At 37.6% G+C, this 16,213-nt stretch carries 16 protein-coding genes; 3 read left to right on the top strand and 13 right to left on the bottom strand.

Annotated features, from left to right (window positions below):
• Positions 1–35: 35 nt before the first annotated feature.
• The 12 genes from tssD (HDF25_RS02835) to HDF25_RS02780 form a co-directional block, all read right to left on the bottom strand.
• Positions 36–431 carry a type VI secretion system tube protein TssD gene (gene tssD / locus HDF25_RS02835; protein WP_184622528.1) on the bottom strand — a complete coding sequence of 132 codons (396 nt, stop codon included), beginning with the start codon at positions 429–431 and terminating at the stop codon, positions 36–38.
• Positions 432–544: 113 nt separating this feature from the next.
• Positions 545–940 carry a type VI secretion system tube protein TssD gene (gene tssD / locus HDF25_RS02830; RefSeq protein ID WP_184622526.1) on the bottom strand — a complete coding sequence of 132 codons (396 nt, stop codon included), beginning with the start codon at positions 938–940 and terminating at the stop codon, positions 545–547.
• A gap of 222 nt (positions 941–1,162) precedes the next feature.
• A complete protein-coding gene (tssD, locus tag HDF25_RS02825; protein WP_041878824.1) occupies positions 1,163–1,558 on the bottom strand; it encodes a type VI secretion system tube protein TssD in 396 nt (131 codons plus the stop codon).
• Between the two features lie 36 nt (positions 1,559–1,594).
• On the bottom strand, positions 1,595–1,990 hold the full coding sequence (gene tssD, locus HDF25_RS02820) for a type VI secretion system tube protein TssD (protein ID WP_184622524.1): 396 nt from the start codon (positions 1,988–1,990) through the stop codon (positions 1,595–1,597).
• Positions 1,991–2,114: 124 nt separating this feature from the next.
• Positions 2,115–2,684 (bottom strand): NAD(P)H-dependent oxidoreductase, encoded by a 570-nt coding sequence (locus tag HDF25_RS02815; protein ID WP_184622522.1) that lies wholly within the window; start codon positions 2,682–2,684, stop codon positions 2,115–2,117.
• 176 nt (positions 2,685–2,860) lie between these two features.
• A complete protein-coding gene (locus HDF25_RS02810) occupies positions 2,861–4,246 on the bottom strand; it encodes a DUF5458 family protein (RefSeq protein ID WP_184622520.1) in 1,386 nt (461 codons plus the stop codon).
• Between the two features lie 35 nt (positions 4,247–4,281).
• Entirely contained in the window at positions 4,282–4,728 is a 447-nt protein-coding gene (locus HDF25_RS02805; protein ID WP_184622518.1) for a hypothetical protein, read from the bottom strand.
• Between the two features lie 73 nt (positions 4,729–4,801).
• Positions 4,802–7,315, bottom strand: a complete 2,514-nt coding sequence (locus HDF25_RS02800; protein ID WP_184622517.1) for an ATP-dependent Clp protease ATP-binding subunit — start codon at positions 7,313–7,315, stop codon at positions 4,802–4,804.
• 10 nt (positions 7,316–7,325) lie between these two features.
• The gene (tssR, locus tag HDF25_RS02795; protein WP_184622515.1) at positions 7,326–9,686 is read right to left on the bottom strand and encodes a type VI secretion system protein TssR; all 2,361 of its coding nucleotides are present in this window, start codon (positions 9,684–9,686) and stop codon (positions 7,326–7,328) included.
• Between the two features lie 4 nt (positions 9,687–9,690).
• Complete coding sequence (locus tag HDF25_RS02790; protein ID WP_184622513.1) at positions 9,691–10,641, bottom strand: PKD domain-containing protein; 951 nt, start codon at positions 10,639–10,641, stop codon at positions 9,691–9,693.
• Positions 10,642–10,660: 19 nt separating this feature from the next.
• Entirely contained in the window at positions 10,661–11,155 is a 495-nt protein-coding gene (locus HDF25_RS02785; protein WP_184622511.1) for a type VI secretion system transmembrane protein TssO, read from the bottom strand.
• Positions 11,156–11,157: 2 nt separating this feature from the next.
• Positions 11,158–11,679 (bottom strand): hypothetical protein, encoded by a 522-nt coding sequence (locus HDF25_RS02780; protein WP_184622509.1) that lies wholly within the window; start codon positions 11,677–11,679, stop codon positions 11,158–11,160.
• A 157-nt stretch (positions 11,680–11,836) separates the two neighbouring features.
• Between HDF25_RS02780 and HDF25_RS02775 the strand changes: the two genes are divergently transcribed.
• Positions 11,837–12,271, top strand: coding sequence for a GPW/gp25 family protein (locus tag HDF25_RS02775; RefSeq protein WP_184622507.1), 435 nt, complete (start codon positions 11,837–11,839; stop codon positions 12,269–12,271).
• A 140-nt stretch (positions 12,272–12,411) separates the two neighbouring features.
• Positions 12,412–14,262, top strand: coding sequence for a type VI secretion system baseplate subunit TssF (locus tag HDF25_RS02770; protein WP_184622505.1), 1,851 nt, complete (start codon positions 12,412–12,414; stop codon positions 14,260–14,262).
• On the opposite strand, the gene HDF25_RS02765 is transcribed toward HDF25_RS02770, so the two are convergent.
• On the bottom strand, positions 14,259–15,197 hold the full coding sequence (locus HDF25_RS02765; protein WP_184622503.1) for a type VI secretion system baseplate subunit TssG: 939 nt from the start codon (positions 15,195–15,197) through the stop codon (positions 14,259–14,261). The two genes, HDF25_RS02770 and HDF25_RS02765, sit on opposite strands and share 4 nt — an antisense overlap.
• Before the next feature lie 117 nt (positions 15,198–15,314).
• Here HDF25_RS02765 and HDF25_RS02760 point away from each other — a divergent pair, with 117 nt between their 5' ends.
• A complete protein-coding gene (locus HDF25_RS02760) occupies positions 15,315–16,208 on the top strand; it encodes a TssN family type VI secretion system protein (RefSeq protein ID WP_184622493.1) in 894 nt (297 codons plus the stop codon).
• The last annotated feature ends 5 nt before the right edge of the window (positions 16,209–16,213 follow it).

The raw sequence follows: 16,213 nt of genomic DNA, 5'->3' as shown, positions 1-16,213 counted from the left end.
TGCCAGGCAATTACCTGACAGCATTCAATAAATCATTATGCCCTTGGCCAGTCGTTAGTATGTTCTGCATTGCCAAGTTTCAGCTTGCGTGCAGAAATTACAAAACTTAAAGTCATAGGTGTCTTATCATTTACAGCTATACCTTCATTATATTGAATGATATATCCGTCTTCAAATGACAATTCTTTCATTTTCGCATCTTCTTCCCCTTTTTTGAAAATAATATTTCCTGATAAGGGTTTATATTGGTTATTAACCATTGATTCTATAACAGATGTATCTTCTGTTGATTCTATTTCAACGTGGATTGTTCCGCCATAAACACCTGATGATGGACGGCCTTTAGCGTCAACATCTCTATTTAATGAAAAACTGCACTGCAGTACATCGAATTCTTTAGATCCGAGTGTTAATCTGGTTTTGAAAGCCATGATAATACGTAATAATATTTTAAAAAATTGTTAATTGATTAACCCAATAAGCTTAAATATCGTTAATATTTAGTGTTATACTAAAAACAGATATCAGAATTTTAAAAGGTTAATTAAGCTTTCGGCCAGTCATTGGTATGCTCTGCACTACCAAGCTTTAATTTACGTGCTGAGATCTGGAATTTCAGCGTCATCGGATTGGCTCCTGTAATGTTGATCCCTTCCTGATATTTCACAATGTATCCGTCTTCGAAATGAACTTCCTTCATTTTCGCGTCCTCGTCAGATTTTTTAATCAGCAGTGTACCAGCAAGTGGCTTATACTGATTATTTACCATTGCTTCTACAATTGAAGTATCTTCAGTAGACTCGATTTCGATGTCGATAGTTCCGCCGTAGACACCAGAAGAAGGTCTTCCTTTTGCATCTACATCACGATTTAAAGAATAAGAACAGTGAAGTACATCGTACTCCTTGCCCATAGTTGTTAATCTTGCTTTGAAAGCCATAACTTTAATTTTGGGGTGAAATATTTTTTATAAACTACACAGACAATAACAAAAAGTTTGCCACTGTTGCCTAAACGAGCCTAAAACAAGCCAGTTTCATAGGTACAGGGCTAAACAAATAATTTAATTGCTGATTAATACTACAGTTTGCTGATCAGATGGACATAAAAGATCAGTCTGCCTGTAAATAAATTACGGCAGGCTGATCCTTAAAATACCTGTTTACGCTTTAGGCCAGTCGTTAGTGTGTTCGGCATTACCGATCTTTAACTTACGCGCTGATACGACAAAGCTTAAAGTCATCGGTGTATTGTCGTTAACGGCAATCCCCTCGTTGTACTGAATAATGTAACCATCTTCAAAATGAAGTTCTTTCATTTTTGCATCCTCTTCTCCCTTTTTGAACACAATAGTTCCAGCCTGAGGCTTGTACTGATTGTTCACCATAGATTCAATCACTGAAGTATCTTCAGTAGATTCTATCTCCAAATGGATGGTACCACCATAAACTCCAGATGACGGACGTCCCTTTGCGTCAACATCTCTGTTTAATGAATAGCTGCACTGCAGCACGTCGAATTCTTTCGACCCTAAGGTCAATCTGGTTTTAAATGCCATGATAATTTTTTTTAAATGTTAAACGTTCAGTTACTATTAAGCCTTAGGCCAGTCATTAATGTGCTCAGCATTTCCGAGTTTTAATTTACGGGCCGAGATCTGGAATTTTAAAGTCATTGGATTATCTCCAACAATATTAATTCCTTCCGAATACTTAACGATGTATCCATCTTCAAAATGAACCTCCTTCATCTTCGCATCTTCTTCAGATTTCTTGATTAGCAAAGTGCCGGTTAAAGGTTTGTACTGATTGTTTACCATTGCTTCAACAACTGAGGTATCTTCGGTAGATTCGAGTTCAATATCGATTGTTCCACCATACACTCCGGAAGAGGGTCTTCCTTTTGCATCAACATCACGGTTTAGAGAATAGGCACAATGGAGCACGTCGTACTCCTTGCCCGAAAAGTCTAATCTTGCTTTGAAAGCCATAACTTTTAGTTTTAGGGTTATTATTCTTTAATTACAGAGACAAGAGCAATTATTTTGCCATTATCATCTTATACTCAACAAGATATAAAAAATAATTTTAATAACCCACTAAAATCGCTTTCAGCTAGATAATTTTTGATCCGAAGGCTTCCAGTTTCCTTAACCACTTCTTACTGTATTCATTATCCAGAGAATATAGCTGGCCGATTGTATTGGTCAGCACAGGATGAAAGCGGCAGTTTTCAAAAACGTTTCTTTTAATAGACAGGTAGGTGATTTTTTTGTCTTGTTTCCAGTACTCAAAAGTTTCCTGATCCAGAATAGAAACAATCCGTGCGGATTTACCACTAAAGTTATTGTTCATTTTCTGCTGACCGGGATGAAAAACCTGATCAGGCATAAACAGCCTGTCAAAGAATCCGGTAATGCGGGTAGGAATAGAAGATAAATAGACAGGACAGAATAAAACCACATGATTAGCCCACATAATCAGGTCCAGTGCACGCTTCAGATCAGGTTCCAGTTCGGTGACGCGGTTATTGAATTGCTTGTTTGAATTAAAAATCAAATCCACAATAGCAATCTCCTTAATATGTGCTCCGGCATCCTGGGCCCCTTTAATATACGCCTGTATTAAATAATTTGTAGCAGCAGTTTTTTCAGGATCACCATTTATGATCAATACTTGTTTCATTTATTTCCGGGGCCTATATAAAGATTCAAATGCTAAAATATGAAGAAAATGTTAAGCAGCTGTTTAAATATATCAAATAAATTTTAAACAGCTCCGAGCCCCGCCGAACAAATAAAAAAATATCCGGTCAGACTGATTAAGTCCGGACCGGATATTTTTAGCGCAGAAAATTAAAATTACTGCTGTGCGTATTCTGAACTCCAGGTAGTCTCTTCGTCTTCCCCTTTCTGTCCGTCAAGTTTCACTACAAAACTCTTAGCAGGAAAATAAGGGGTAATATGGATATCCAGGTGAATTTTATCTTTCTGTAAATCATCACGTTCAAAACGCATGATTTTAAAACGTTCAATTAAACGGTCAGGTCCCTGAATACTATCCAGGAATTTCACAATCTGTCCGCGAAGGTCCTGTTCAGTTTTAGAAGTCCAGTTTTCAAAAGCCCTTCTGTTTAAGAAATCAAAAAGAACCTTAGTCACATAATCAAACACCCGTACTACCGAGTAAGTTTGTAAACCAATATTATCTCCGTTAAATAAAGTCTTGGCCGAGAACGCCATTACTTTTCCATATTCGTTGACCATTGGAACCAAACCAATGCGCTCCAGATGAGAAATTTCACTCTTTTTCAGATCAAATTTCACTCCGTCAATATCGTTGATCGCACCATGTTTTTTACCTGCTGTAACCTGTGACATCAGCGTATAATACATTTTCCCTGCTAACGCTGCTGATCCTGGAACCGTCAGGTCATCTTCTTCACCTACCTCACTTACTTTTCCGCGGCCAACCAGCCAGTTACAAGTCATAATTACATTCGATCTGAAAGCATCTGCACCTGTTAAATTTGCTGCCGTAAACAAATCAATCACATCATCAGGCTGATCCAGGTCTGCAAAGTCAGTCACCAGCATCGCTTTATTTTCATAAGCAACCTTACCCCACTTCTCTACTACTTTATTAGAACCCATATAACCTGGAATAACCATCAGGGAATAATTTTCCCTTAGATCAAGACGATCATATTTCTGCTTCAGTTCATCACTTACAAAATCCACAAATCTTGGATTGTCCAGATCTTTAATCTGATCCATTGAAGCATTCAGCAATACAACATTTTTCAATTTGTCTGCTTCAGTATTCTGATAGAATAAATTAACAGAACGGTAAGCCTGCTCCAGCTCCCTGGTTGTTTCCAGTGCCGAAGCTATATTTTTATTCAGGTTTTCTTCTGCAGCCAGTAACTTCTCAGTACTTTTTGTAGTCATGGAAGCCACAGAATCAGAATCCTCCAATACGTCAATCCAAAGCTGGATTTTCTTCTTTAATTCTTCTCTTTCCTTTTTCTTCTCATCTCCTGTCAGAAAAATTTGTTTCCTTGCTTTTCTTTCTGGATTTAAATTCTGCAAACCATCTACCGTTGCTTCCAATAAATCAAAACCACCTACTCTTGCCAGTTTATCCAGACTCTCCTGGAGAGAAAGTTTTTCCTTTTTCTCTGCCGGTTTAAAACCAGCCGCCTGAGCCGAATCCTGTCCTGTTTTTTGTTCTTCTGGAGTTGCCATAATATATTTTATAATCTACCTATGTATTACCTGATCTATTTATTCTCTTCTAATTCGGCCACGAAATTCTTCAAAGCACTGATGAAGGCATGTTTTGTTTCCTCATCATCCAATGTCGATTTTAATGTTTTATTAGATTTAAGCTGCTTAATCACATTCAGAGACATTTCACGTTCAATATTGATGTTATTCAGGTGTGTGCTCTGGTTAATGATACTCTTCACTGAAAAATCTCCCAGGTTATTAAAATGCAGTGTTTCTGATACAGGTAAACCATCCTGTCTTTCAAATGCTACATTAACTTTCGGTTTATAGTGATTAAAAACCTCCTGAACTGTTTTTAATCCTTCTACTTTCTCCGGCTTGATTGGCTCATTATCCGTCAGTTTTTGTATAAATAGTGTTTTATTATGGGCAATATCTGCGAATGCTTCTGAGGTATCAATTTTTCTTTCGTTTCCACCTATTTCATAGTTAAACATAGTATTGATATTTAAGGGTTTATGAATTATTAATAATAAAAATATTGAATTTAATTTTAAAAAACGTTTTAACTTATAATTTGTTTTCTAGTTCAGTTACAGGGCTTTGCTCAATGATCTTCCATTCGAGACGGTCTTCTGTCGCATGCTTCTTAACGACAACTGTATTACCTTTCTTTAATTCACCGGAAATAATATATTTTGAGATCGGTCTTCTGAGCTCATTCCGGATCACCCCCGAAAGCTGTCTTGCTCCATATTTAGGAGTAAAACCACTCAGAGCCAGCATTTTTGTCGCTTCTTCTTCAATCTCAAAAGCTATGCCCTGTTTTTGCAAAGCATCAATCAGGCTCTTTAACTGGATCTCAAATATCCGGACTACATTACGCTCACTGATAGGTGCAAACGGAACAATTTCAGATAAACGGGCTAAGAATTCAGGCCTGAAATGACGGGACATAATTTCCATCAGCTGCTGTGAAGTTGGAATCTCGTCTTTACTTACCTGTTCGGCAATCCATTCGCTGCCAATATTAGAAGTAAACAAAATCAGTGAATTTGAAAAATCACCTTCTTTTCCTAATCTATCGTGCATATGTCCTTCATCCAGGATCTGTAAAAAGGTATCAAAAACAGATGGATGAGCTTTCTCAATTTCATCAAATAATAGTACCGAATACGGTTGCTGTCTGATTTTATTAACCAGCAGTCCTCCTTCTTCATAACCGACATATCCCGGAGGTGCTCCATATAATAATGCAGCCGAATGCTCTTCCTTAAATTCAGACATATCAAAACGGATCATTGCTTTTTCATCATTGAATAAAAATTCAGCAATAGATTTAGCCAGTTCTGTTTTTCCTGTTCCTGTAGGACCTAAAAGGAAGAACGAACCAATGGGTTGTCCTTTTTTGTTTAATCCGCTCCTGGATTCCAGAATTGCATCCGAAACAGCCTTCAGTGCCTGATCCTGACCAACCACTCTCCTTTTCAGGAATTGTTCCATATTCAGCAATTTCTCTTTCTCCTGGGCCTGGATCTTTCCTAATGGAATACCTGTTTTATAAGAAACGATAGAAGCTATATCCTGTTTGCTAACTTCATCTGATTTACTTTCAGCCAAAATCTTCAGTGCATCCAGGTTTTTAGCCAGATACTGGTGATATTCATCGGCAGTTTCAAAGGCTTCAACCTGCGTTTCATCAGTGAGCTGACCAAGCAGGACAGGACTTACTTTATCCTGTAACTGATTGTATAGCCATTTATAATCTGTCAGTTCGGCTTCTTCATCAATATCAGACAGTTCTAATTCGGCAAGCGTTTGTGTTAATTCTTCAAGAACTTTATCAGAAGTATCGTTCATCATCTTGATCGCAGCCATGGAACGATCCAGCAGATCAAAAGCTGAATCAGGGAGCCTACGGTCTTTCATATACCGTTTAGCTAGTCTTACACAATCGGGGATCGCATCAGGATGTACTTTAAGCTGATGATGTTCTTCGTATTTAACTGTCAGTTTTTCCAGCATTTTGATGGCCGACGCTTCGTTCGGTTCATTCACCTGCAAAACCTCAAACCTTCTGCTGAAAGCTTGCTCTGGCTCTATAATTTTACGATACTCATCAATTGTAGTTGCACCAATGACAGTAATCTCCCCTCTGGCCAGTTCAGGTTTCAATAAATTACCTACACCTCCGCCAATCGGACCTTTATTATCCAGTAAAGTATGGATCTCATCTATAAACAGAACAGCCTTATCAAACTGTTTGATTTCTTTCAGTATATTCTTCAGACGGTCTTCAATTTCTCCCTTATAGGAAGCTCCGGCAATCAGAGAGCCAAGATCCAGTTCAAAAAGCTGTACACCCTTCAACAGTTCAGGTACATTATCTGCGATAATATCCTGTGCAAAACCATCTACCAATGCTGTTTTACCAACGCCTGCATCTCCCGTAATAATCACATTAGGTTTCGTTCTGCGGCACAGGATCTCCATAATCATCCTTGCTTCCTTATCCCTGCCTATAATAGGATCAGTTTTACCGTCTCTGGCCAATGCAATTCTGTCAATACAATATTTATGCAGGGCGGTTGTCCCGGCACCTTTATTTGCTTTCGCTGTACCAGAGGCTGGCGCCACAACCTGCTGTAACTCTTCATCTTTCAGATACAGATCAAGTAACTCTTTTTCTTTAATCGGAAATGACTTCAGCTGATCTGGTTTAAACCCGACAGTCGGCTTACATAAAGCTGTCAGCACACATACCGGTGTAATTAAATCCAGTCCGAGTTTAATTCTTACCAGGTCGGCCTCTTCAAAAACCTTCGCAATTTCCGGACTGCCTTTTACTTCCTCTGCTGAAGAAGATAACTTCTCGAGTTCTTCAATCCTGACTTCTGCCCATTCGCTGATATATTCTTCATCTTTTCCTATCGAAGACAGGAAACCTCTCAACCCAACTTCCTTATGCATTAAACCTTTCAACAGGTGTGCAGCAGTAAATTCAGGATTATGATATTCTTTAGCCAGAGATTGCGCAACCCTGATGGCTAATTTTACAGATTCACTAATGTTTGTAAGACTCATAATATTGAAACTAAGGGTTTTCTTTTACCGGATTTTCTTTAGCCGGAGTCTGACTGAAATTCTGTTCCGTGATGTAGTAGTAGCTCTTTCCATTAGAATTAAACTGCTGTCCAATCTGCGTACCTCTTTTAATCTGTTCGTTAGAATTGATCAGGAATTTCAGATAAGATTCGAAATCTGCCTGCGGCATTTTACTCTGATTTTTCAAATCTGATACGGTATACTTACTTAACAGTTCATTGGTTAACGGTAAACCTGTCACCATTTTAAAATAGGTAGCCAGAGTCAAAGTTTTGATGTGACCTTTAGAAATATTCATATCCAGTAAATTACGCAGAATGTTAAAATAATTCTTCTGCAGATTTCTTCTGAAAGAAGACTGATCCGCCTGGAGATTTTGACCGATCATTAATGAAAAGATATCATTGATCTGTTTATACTCCATACTGTTCAGAATCAAAGCATATTGCAATAAATCTTTATTCTTGGACACGATATCCGAATGAACAGAAGATGTCATATAATACTTAAATCCATTATGCGGCATTTTATCGGCAACCTCGTCACCAACAGGGGCACTCAACTGGCTCTCTACAATTGGCGAGAGATTTTTCCTGGCTATACCGGTTAACCTGAAGGCGCTGTCTAAAGAACTTACCTGGTTATTGATGTCCATATCAGTTTCTTTGATGAAACGTCTCATGGCAATGTTCATAGACTCATTCGAATTCACTGAGCCCTTAGTTGGGAAAACTACTCCACCCTGGATCAGACTATTCTTGGGATAATCCAGATAATAAGAAATTGAATCCAATCTGCTGGTATTATAAGCCTGGGTATTATTCAAACCTTCTCCTTTGACTAAAAACCTCTTCTTTTTATCCGCCGAATACACAGCAGCTTCAGAAACTAGCTTTTTAGATTGTAGCACAAAATTATTGAACAGCTGATCGTAATCACTATACAGTTGGATAGCCAGTAATCTCGCATCTGCCCTTGCAAATTCTTCAGTCAGCTGACTAAGCTTATAAGAAGAAGTTACTTCATTTCCTGTACTTCCGATTAATACAATCAGATTGGTTTCATTTCTATGATTTTTGATTAAGTTTAGACCTGCCTTAACCCCTTCAAAAACAGGTTCTGCCGAAATTCTTCCATTAAATCTTTCTGTTTTCTTTGCTTCAGTGGAAAGGAAACTCATTAATTTTCTGTAATCAGGCGAAACTGCCGGAGTGGCTAATGTTCCCTGCAATTCATTTCTATAAACCACAGCACCATAATTTATCCTGTGCTTTTTACCATAATCATTAAAAATATTCTCAAAAGACTGAATAGTATTCGTTAACCCTGAAAAATATCTTGCCATCGGACTACCTCCATCTACCACAAAAATCACATTGATCTGATGGATATTTTTTCTCAGATCCAGATAAGTCAGATAGGAAAGTGTCGATCCGTTAATCGTAATCAGTTTATTGTTAGATTTATCATAAACATCACTGGCTACACCTAAAGTATAGTTTCCAGCACCATCATCAGCCACCACCGGGGCACTTCTCAGAATGATATCATTTGCTGACAAAAGCGGATCCATATGTACACCATTTAAAGCCATGGAGACTGAATCGCTCTGTTCGTAAGAATTTATTTTTGACGGGGTCAGATACAGACGGTCTCCCCAGCTATGCACTGCATCGGCTGCTACCCAGCCATAAATACTTTTCCTGGCACTATCAGCTACCAGCTGGTCTTCATTGCCGATCAGGTATTTCTTACCATCCTCAGATTTTTTAAAAATATAACTGATCTCATGCAACCTCACTTTTGTCACCTTTTTCTTCAGTTCGGGAGAACTATAAACATAAGCTGAATCTGTATTATCATAATAAAACTTAGATTCTGTTAAAGGTACTTTACCAGTAATAATAGCGATCGATTTCTCAGGATAACCTGTTTTCTGGTTCGAATAAGATCTCTGCCATAATAATAACTTGGATTTTGGGATCCAGCCATAACTTATAGCGCTTTTCTTATCATTGATCTTTCTTCCCCTGATCATTCCAGCTTTGTATTTGATCAGTTTGAGATAGCCGTTTTCTTCTTTTGAAACATAGAAAGGTTCCATAAAATTCAGCTTTTTCATAATCAGACTTCCTCCCGGAGCAGTCGTCGTGTAATTCTCATCTCTATCCGAGAAAACGATCCAGGGAAGACTGGTTTTACCACCATCTTCGCCCAGATTGGTATTGGCTGATGGTTTAGCATAAGCCTTAGGCATGTATTTAACTTTTTTCCCAAATGCAGACGGCGACTGGGCCATCACAAAAGCAGTCTGGGCAATCAATATAGTGAGGGATATAACTCTTTTCATAGGATTATTTTTTTACGGTATTGGCTGAGTGTTGTTTAATATTAACCAGGGTCGCGCAGGCAGAATTAGGGCTGATAGTTAATTGCGCTTCATCCACGACAATCTCTCCGCCGAAAGTCAGTCCCATGCAATAAGAATAAAAATCACTCGATTTTTTAATACTGTCCTGTTCTACAGCTACAGTAACCTTTTCGTTGTTACACATATACTTACGGATCAGGTAGTAATAATTTGTATTAAAATCTGCTCCGTTGGCGATGGCTTGTAAACGGGCCCTGATATCATCAATTACCTTACGCTCTCCTTCACCCGGTACCACCATATCAGTCTCCAGCTCAGCATTCGGGTCTGTGATAAAAATAGTGTGGTAAATAGGTCTGTGGCTTCTGTCTGTAGTTAACTTCACCAGGAATTTACCCGGTGTATGGAAAGTGTACAAAGCTGTTCTTCCCTTCACATCAACCCTGTTGGTTTCTCCAAAAGACCATTCAAACTGATTGGCTTTCCCCTCGGCTTCAACCCTGACTTCCTCATTGACCACCCCGGAGGTAGGTCCGCTGATCGTGACCATAGTATCCTGAGCGGCAATAACAGTATCACGCACAGTCACTGGAAACTGTTCTTTTAATTCTCCGTCAACAGTTAATCTGATAATATAAGATCCTGATTTCTGATAACGGTAACTTCCGTTTTGTGTAGTAGATTTTGCCCCGTTTCCGAACTCCCAGAGCCATTTTTTCGCACTTCTTGTATTATCAGTAAATACAAGGTCCTCATTCAGGTACATCTCATCTTTTAAAATCCTTGCATCCACTGTACGTTTATCAAAAAACGAACTCTTTAATAAAAAGATAAGGGCTGCAATGATCAGAATTGCAATAAAAATGTACAGAAATATATATCCCTGTGAATTACTGCTTACTGATTTTCCATTACTAGTATTAGTCTCGGCCATATGTTTATGTTTTGGTTTATTATTTATTACTTACGCTACCTATTGTTTGTCTTAGCTGACGAGTAGAGAGTTTACAGTCTTCGAGTGATTTATTTAACCTGTCCATATCATTTCTATTCCCTTTAAGCTCACGCCTGTTATAAAACAGTGCACTGTATAATTGGGAAACCTGGAGAAAGGTTTTATAGCGCTGATCATAGGCTTTCCTATCATAATTCGATTTAATGGAAGCCAAAGAGTTTTTGATATCATTTTCCAGGAAAACAGCCTGTACCCCGGGATCAAAAGTCATGATAGATTTGTAGCTTGTGTCTACAGTAGGTCTCTGTTCTTTAACAGTTTTTTCAAAATCTGCATTCTGTTCGAGCTTATCGGCAAGATCTTTCTTAGAAACCATGCGTCCGTCGTTATAATCATAAAATAACCCGAAACTCAACAGCGCAGTGGTGAACAGAAATATTCCGATAAAAAACAGGAACTGTTCTCTTCGTTCTTTAATACTTAGTTTAATCATAATTACCTGGTAAATCTTCCTCCTCTTATTTTCTTTGCAGCAGACTGGTTCGTTTTAAAGCATCCGTCAAGTTGGGTCTTGACGTTTTCTATCTGAAATCTGGTTGTGAATAATGAATCCTGTATGCCGGCCATCTGGGATACATCATCAGTCATTTTCTTATATAAAAGAAAACTGCTTACTGGTGACTGCTCCTTTTTGATAATTTCTTTGATCTTAAAATTCGCATTCTGAATATCTTCCAGCATAATAGCCTGGTTGTTCATCTCCTCAGAATTAATAGAAGTATATTTTGAAAGCTGTTTGAATCTCAGCAGGATCATATCAAACCTGGTATTGATATCTTTTCTTTTGGCAAGAAGCTGGTCAGTCTGTTTAACTTCCTTTTCAAGTAATTGATACTCATACTTTGAAGACGCAAAAAAAAGATAAACACAGAGAACTGCAAAAACAGTAAGGGCAATGAAGTTAAAAATAAATAGCCGGTATGACTTGTTTAGTTCCAGAGCGTTTATAGGTTTCATCAGGGGTAAATATTAGATGGTCAGACTGAGAGGGTAAAAAATTAAATTATAATAACATGTTTATTAAGTTTTATTCCCATTATGTCCGTAATTGTATTTTTTGGACGTAATATTGATTAACCGTTTACCAATTATTGTTCCACTTAAGTATTTTCATATGTCAGATTACTTATACAACAAACCATTTCGATTAAAAAACATTCTGGAAAACAAAGACCTGATAGAAACAGACTTAGGCAAGTCTATCTCACAAAATATAGAACTGATTATATTCACCAGATATGGGGAACACAGGCATAACAGAAGCTTTGGCTGCGAAATATGGGACCTGGATTTCGAATTGATAGTGAGTGAGACTACCTGGGAAGAAAAGTTCAGACAGTCGTTATTAAGGTCTATTACCGAATATGAGCCTAGGTTATACCAGGTAGAGGTAGAGATTAATATGAGTGAGGTAGAAAAGAAATTTTCTTTCAAAAATGTTACAGAAATAAAGAAAAAAGTGGACATTTCTATCCGGGGTAAGATGAATATTACAGGAGAAAAGTATTATTTTAACACTGGCTTATTCTTAAGTCCATTATCCAGCTAGCTATAGTGTTCTATTTTAAGGAAACATTGAACTGTTTTATATACAGCACGACATCAACATATCATTAGACACAATACAAACAGGATGGAACCGCCATTTTTTATGGCAGCTTCATCACCGATAAAAATAATATAAACAGGATGAAACATATTTTTTACTCTTCAAAAGATGAAATCAGGAATAGAATTTTAAAAAATGCACTGGACTATTGGGGTATAAAAAACACGAATGATTTTGATCCCATGGTCAAGTTATTAATTGAAGCCCTGAGCACAGAACTATTCAATGTTTCAAATGATGTAAAAAATCTGGAAAACAGGATTCTGGACAGAATATCACGTATTCTAGCTTCAGACACACTGACCTCTGCCCTACCTGCCCATGCTATTCTTCATGCGCGTTCTATAGAAACAACAGAGATTGTAGATACGAAATCACAATTTTTTTTTAAGAAAAGACTAAAAGACAAAAATGAAAGCAACGGGGAAAACACAACCGATATCTTCTTCAGTCCTTTAAAACCTGTTAAAATTTTCAATTCAACGATAGCTTACCTGGCCAATGGAACAAACCTGTTTAAAATTGACAATCAACACAATAAGTCATTACTTAACCATAGTAACCCAGCAGAAGCCCTGGATAAAAATACACTCTATATTGGTATAGAAAATCCACCGGCACTGGCGCAGCTCACTGGTCTCAATTTCTATTTTGACTGGCGGAATTACGTCGTTAATGATAGTGTTTATGATCTGCTTAGTTTAACTAAATGGGTTTTAAACGATCTGCCCTTAAACCTGTCTATGGATAAATTCTATATAGACCCGGCGCATGACAGACAATCTCCTTTTGAAAACCAGGATATATTAAACCTGATTACAGAAGATGTTAAAGCGTTCTACTCCAACAGATTTCTCACTGTAGATGAAGAAAATATATTTCCCGAACAACCTTACTTACAGCTTTATCCTAAGGAATTCGAAACTACATTTCAGACAGCCCTCACCAGCTTCAAAAAACCTATGCTCTGGCTTAAAGTTGTTTTCCCAGCTGCTATTACAGAAGTTATGCTGGATGAATTGCATGTTTCAATCAATGGGTTTCCCGTAGTCAATAAAAGACTACATGATTTTAAACATCGTCTCAAGATGATGACTAATATTATGCCCATCAAACTTCAGGATCATGATCAGTTTTTATGCGTCCATTCGCTGACAGACAAACTCGGAAATGCCTATACTGAAATTCCGCACAACCATGAAGATGATACTAATGCAGGTTCTTATTCAATTCGTTATGGTGGATCTGAACGTTTCGACAACCGAAACGCAAAGGAAATTGTAGATTATCTTTTTGAATTATTAAGGGACGAGAAAGCTGCATTCTCAGCTTATGGGTCTGATTTCCTCAATAGTTCCTTAAAAGAACTGGAACAAAACATCTCTATTATTGAGCAAAAAACAAAAGCACAACTAATTGCCATTAAAGAACTGCTGAACTATATTATTGTCAAGCCGCTGAATAATGCAGATATACTCTTTCTTGAATTTTGGTCAACCAATGCAGAGCTTGGTAACCAGATCAGATCTGGAAGTACACTACAAGCGTTTGAGAGCAGTAAGATCATTCCTGAGAGCCTTATTTTATTGAGCAACTCAAAAGGCGGAAGGTCAAGATTAAATGCCACGAACAGGGTCCAGGCTTATAAATACGGACTTACTACTGGCAACAGGCTGGTAACGCAGTCGGATATTATTAATTTCTGTTTCTATGAGCTGGGTGGCAAGATAAAGACAGTAACCATTCGTAAAGGCCTTATACCAGCACAAAATCCAAAGGAAGGATTTCTTAAAACCACTGATATTCTGATTACCCCGGCACATCAGAATGAGTTAAATGAAGAAGAATGGAAATCTATGCTCAGCCTCACTAAATCAAAACTGGAAATCCGAAGTACCATGAACATTCATTACAGGTTGCTGCTGAATTAAAGATATACGGTATAACCCAGATAAGCATTATCACTTTCAACCCCCAGAGAGCCTATCTTATTCTGCTCATCAGCAATCAGATAAGTACTGACTTCTGTTTCAACAGGTAAAAGATAAGACACAGCCAGATCTATCAGATGAGCATGTGCTGTGCCTGGCATGAAATTGACTAGTTTACTGATCGGTGCAGGACCTACATTGATCTGTACCTCCTCTTCATCAGTTAAGAAACTGCTTCCAATGATTGAATTTATACCTAAAGCACCTGAACCCAATCTGAATTGCAATTCATCATCTATCGGTGCCTCCTTAACATTTGTGCTTTTTAAAATTACTTTGACAGGAATTTTAAAAAGCACAGTAAGTAATTGTCCAAGAAATTTGAGGTCATTACGTTTCTGATGGATAATAGGCAGAAAATGCATCCAGATAATACTCTGCTCTCTGTCCAGTAGTTCGAATTCCTTCCATTCAGCAGTAAAGATATTGGTCAGGTCATTGTAAGTTGTCCTTTTATCCAGTCTGTTCTCATAAAGCTGCAATACAGTTTTCAGATAATTGACTTCAGCCTCAAAGGGCATGAAGAATTTTCTGGCGTCTTTCTCCTCTGCCCGTCTCAGTTGTACATCTTCGACCATCTCTTCTTCGGACAAGCCTGCACTTCCGGTTGGCGGAAGATGAAACAAGCCTTCGGGAAGCATGTCGTAAAATCCCTCCTGGTTAACCTCTATGGTTAAACACTCCTTACGCTTACTATCTGAATAATAAAATGAAAAATTACTGATATCCTTTGCGTAAGCCCTCTGTTTTGCGCCAATGGGAAGTATCGAAATCTGATCAGTCTGAAATTCGCCGCTTTCAATCAGTTCTGCTGCTTTTGCAATAGCTTCGAAATCAGTATTAAGCTCGTTTTTTAAATACAGCCTTTGCTTCATATATTTATTTACCGTAGAATTAAACTAATATACACTAATAACTATACCATTCTAATTTTGAAAGATTTAAGGTATTATATTTGTTAAGAGTTAAAACAAAACATCAAGTATAATTTAATGGACGTAAAATCATTCTTTCTCCGCTATTTATTATTCCCGTTAATCTTTATTGTATCCGCAGCTTTACTCTCAATTGTAAATAAGAAAAATCAGTTTCTTAATAACAAAAGATTAATTATTGGTATTCTGTTACTCAGTATTATACTTGCATTACCGGGTTTTCTTGGCTTCTTGAGTTTCGATTTTATGCCTTGGGGTTATCTGATTTGTCAGATCTATTATATCATTACCGGGAGTCTTTTTGTTTTTCTGTTCACCTCAAAATATCCCAAAGAATTACTGGAACGAAAGCTTTTTATCATATTTGGTATTCTGGTAGGCTCACTCCTTGGTTTTTATCTGTTTCAGTTTGCCTTTAACTGGCTAAGTGATATCCATTTTGGTATCTGGGCAGCCACAAGTATCCCCACCTTTATTGTCCCTCTTTTATTCTGGTGGGCTTATGTAGCCCTGATCAGTATCCCTACCGAAATCTATAAAATCTGGGAATATCCGTCTTCTGCTATCAATATAGACATGGATCATTTAGATTTCGACCGTATGCTGGTGCTGGAACTGGAATTATATAAAAACACAGATGATCCGGAACCATTACGTGTTAAAGTTAAAGCCCCGGAAAATATGGTATTTGGTAACTGGTTCTATAAATTTATTGAAGACTACAATCTGAAATTCCCTAAAAGCCCTGTCCGTTATAACAGTGAATATCACGAATCCTATAAATGGATCTTTTTTATCAAGACATCTTTTTTCAAGAAGAATGTCTTTATCGATCCTGATCAGGATATTATACAGAACCGGATTACTGAAAAAGTTACCATCTATGCTAAGAGGGTTTCTGAAAATGCCATCAGGCCGGAGACAATCGGAGACGAATCTATTTTCATCTAATTAAT

It is taken from the genome of Pedobacter cryoconitis (assembly GCF_014207135.1).
GTDB classification, from domain to species: domain Bacteria; phylum Bacteroidota; class Bacteroidia; order Sphingobacteriales; family Sphingobacteriaceae; genus Pedobacter; species Pedobacter cryoconitis_D.
Note: the sequence above shows the minus strand (reverse complement) of the source record. Positions and strands in the feature narration are given on the sequence as shown.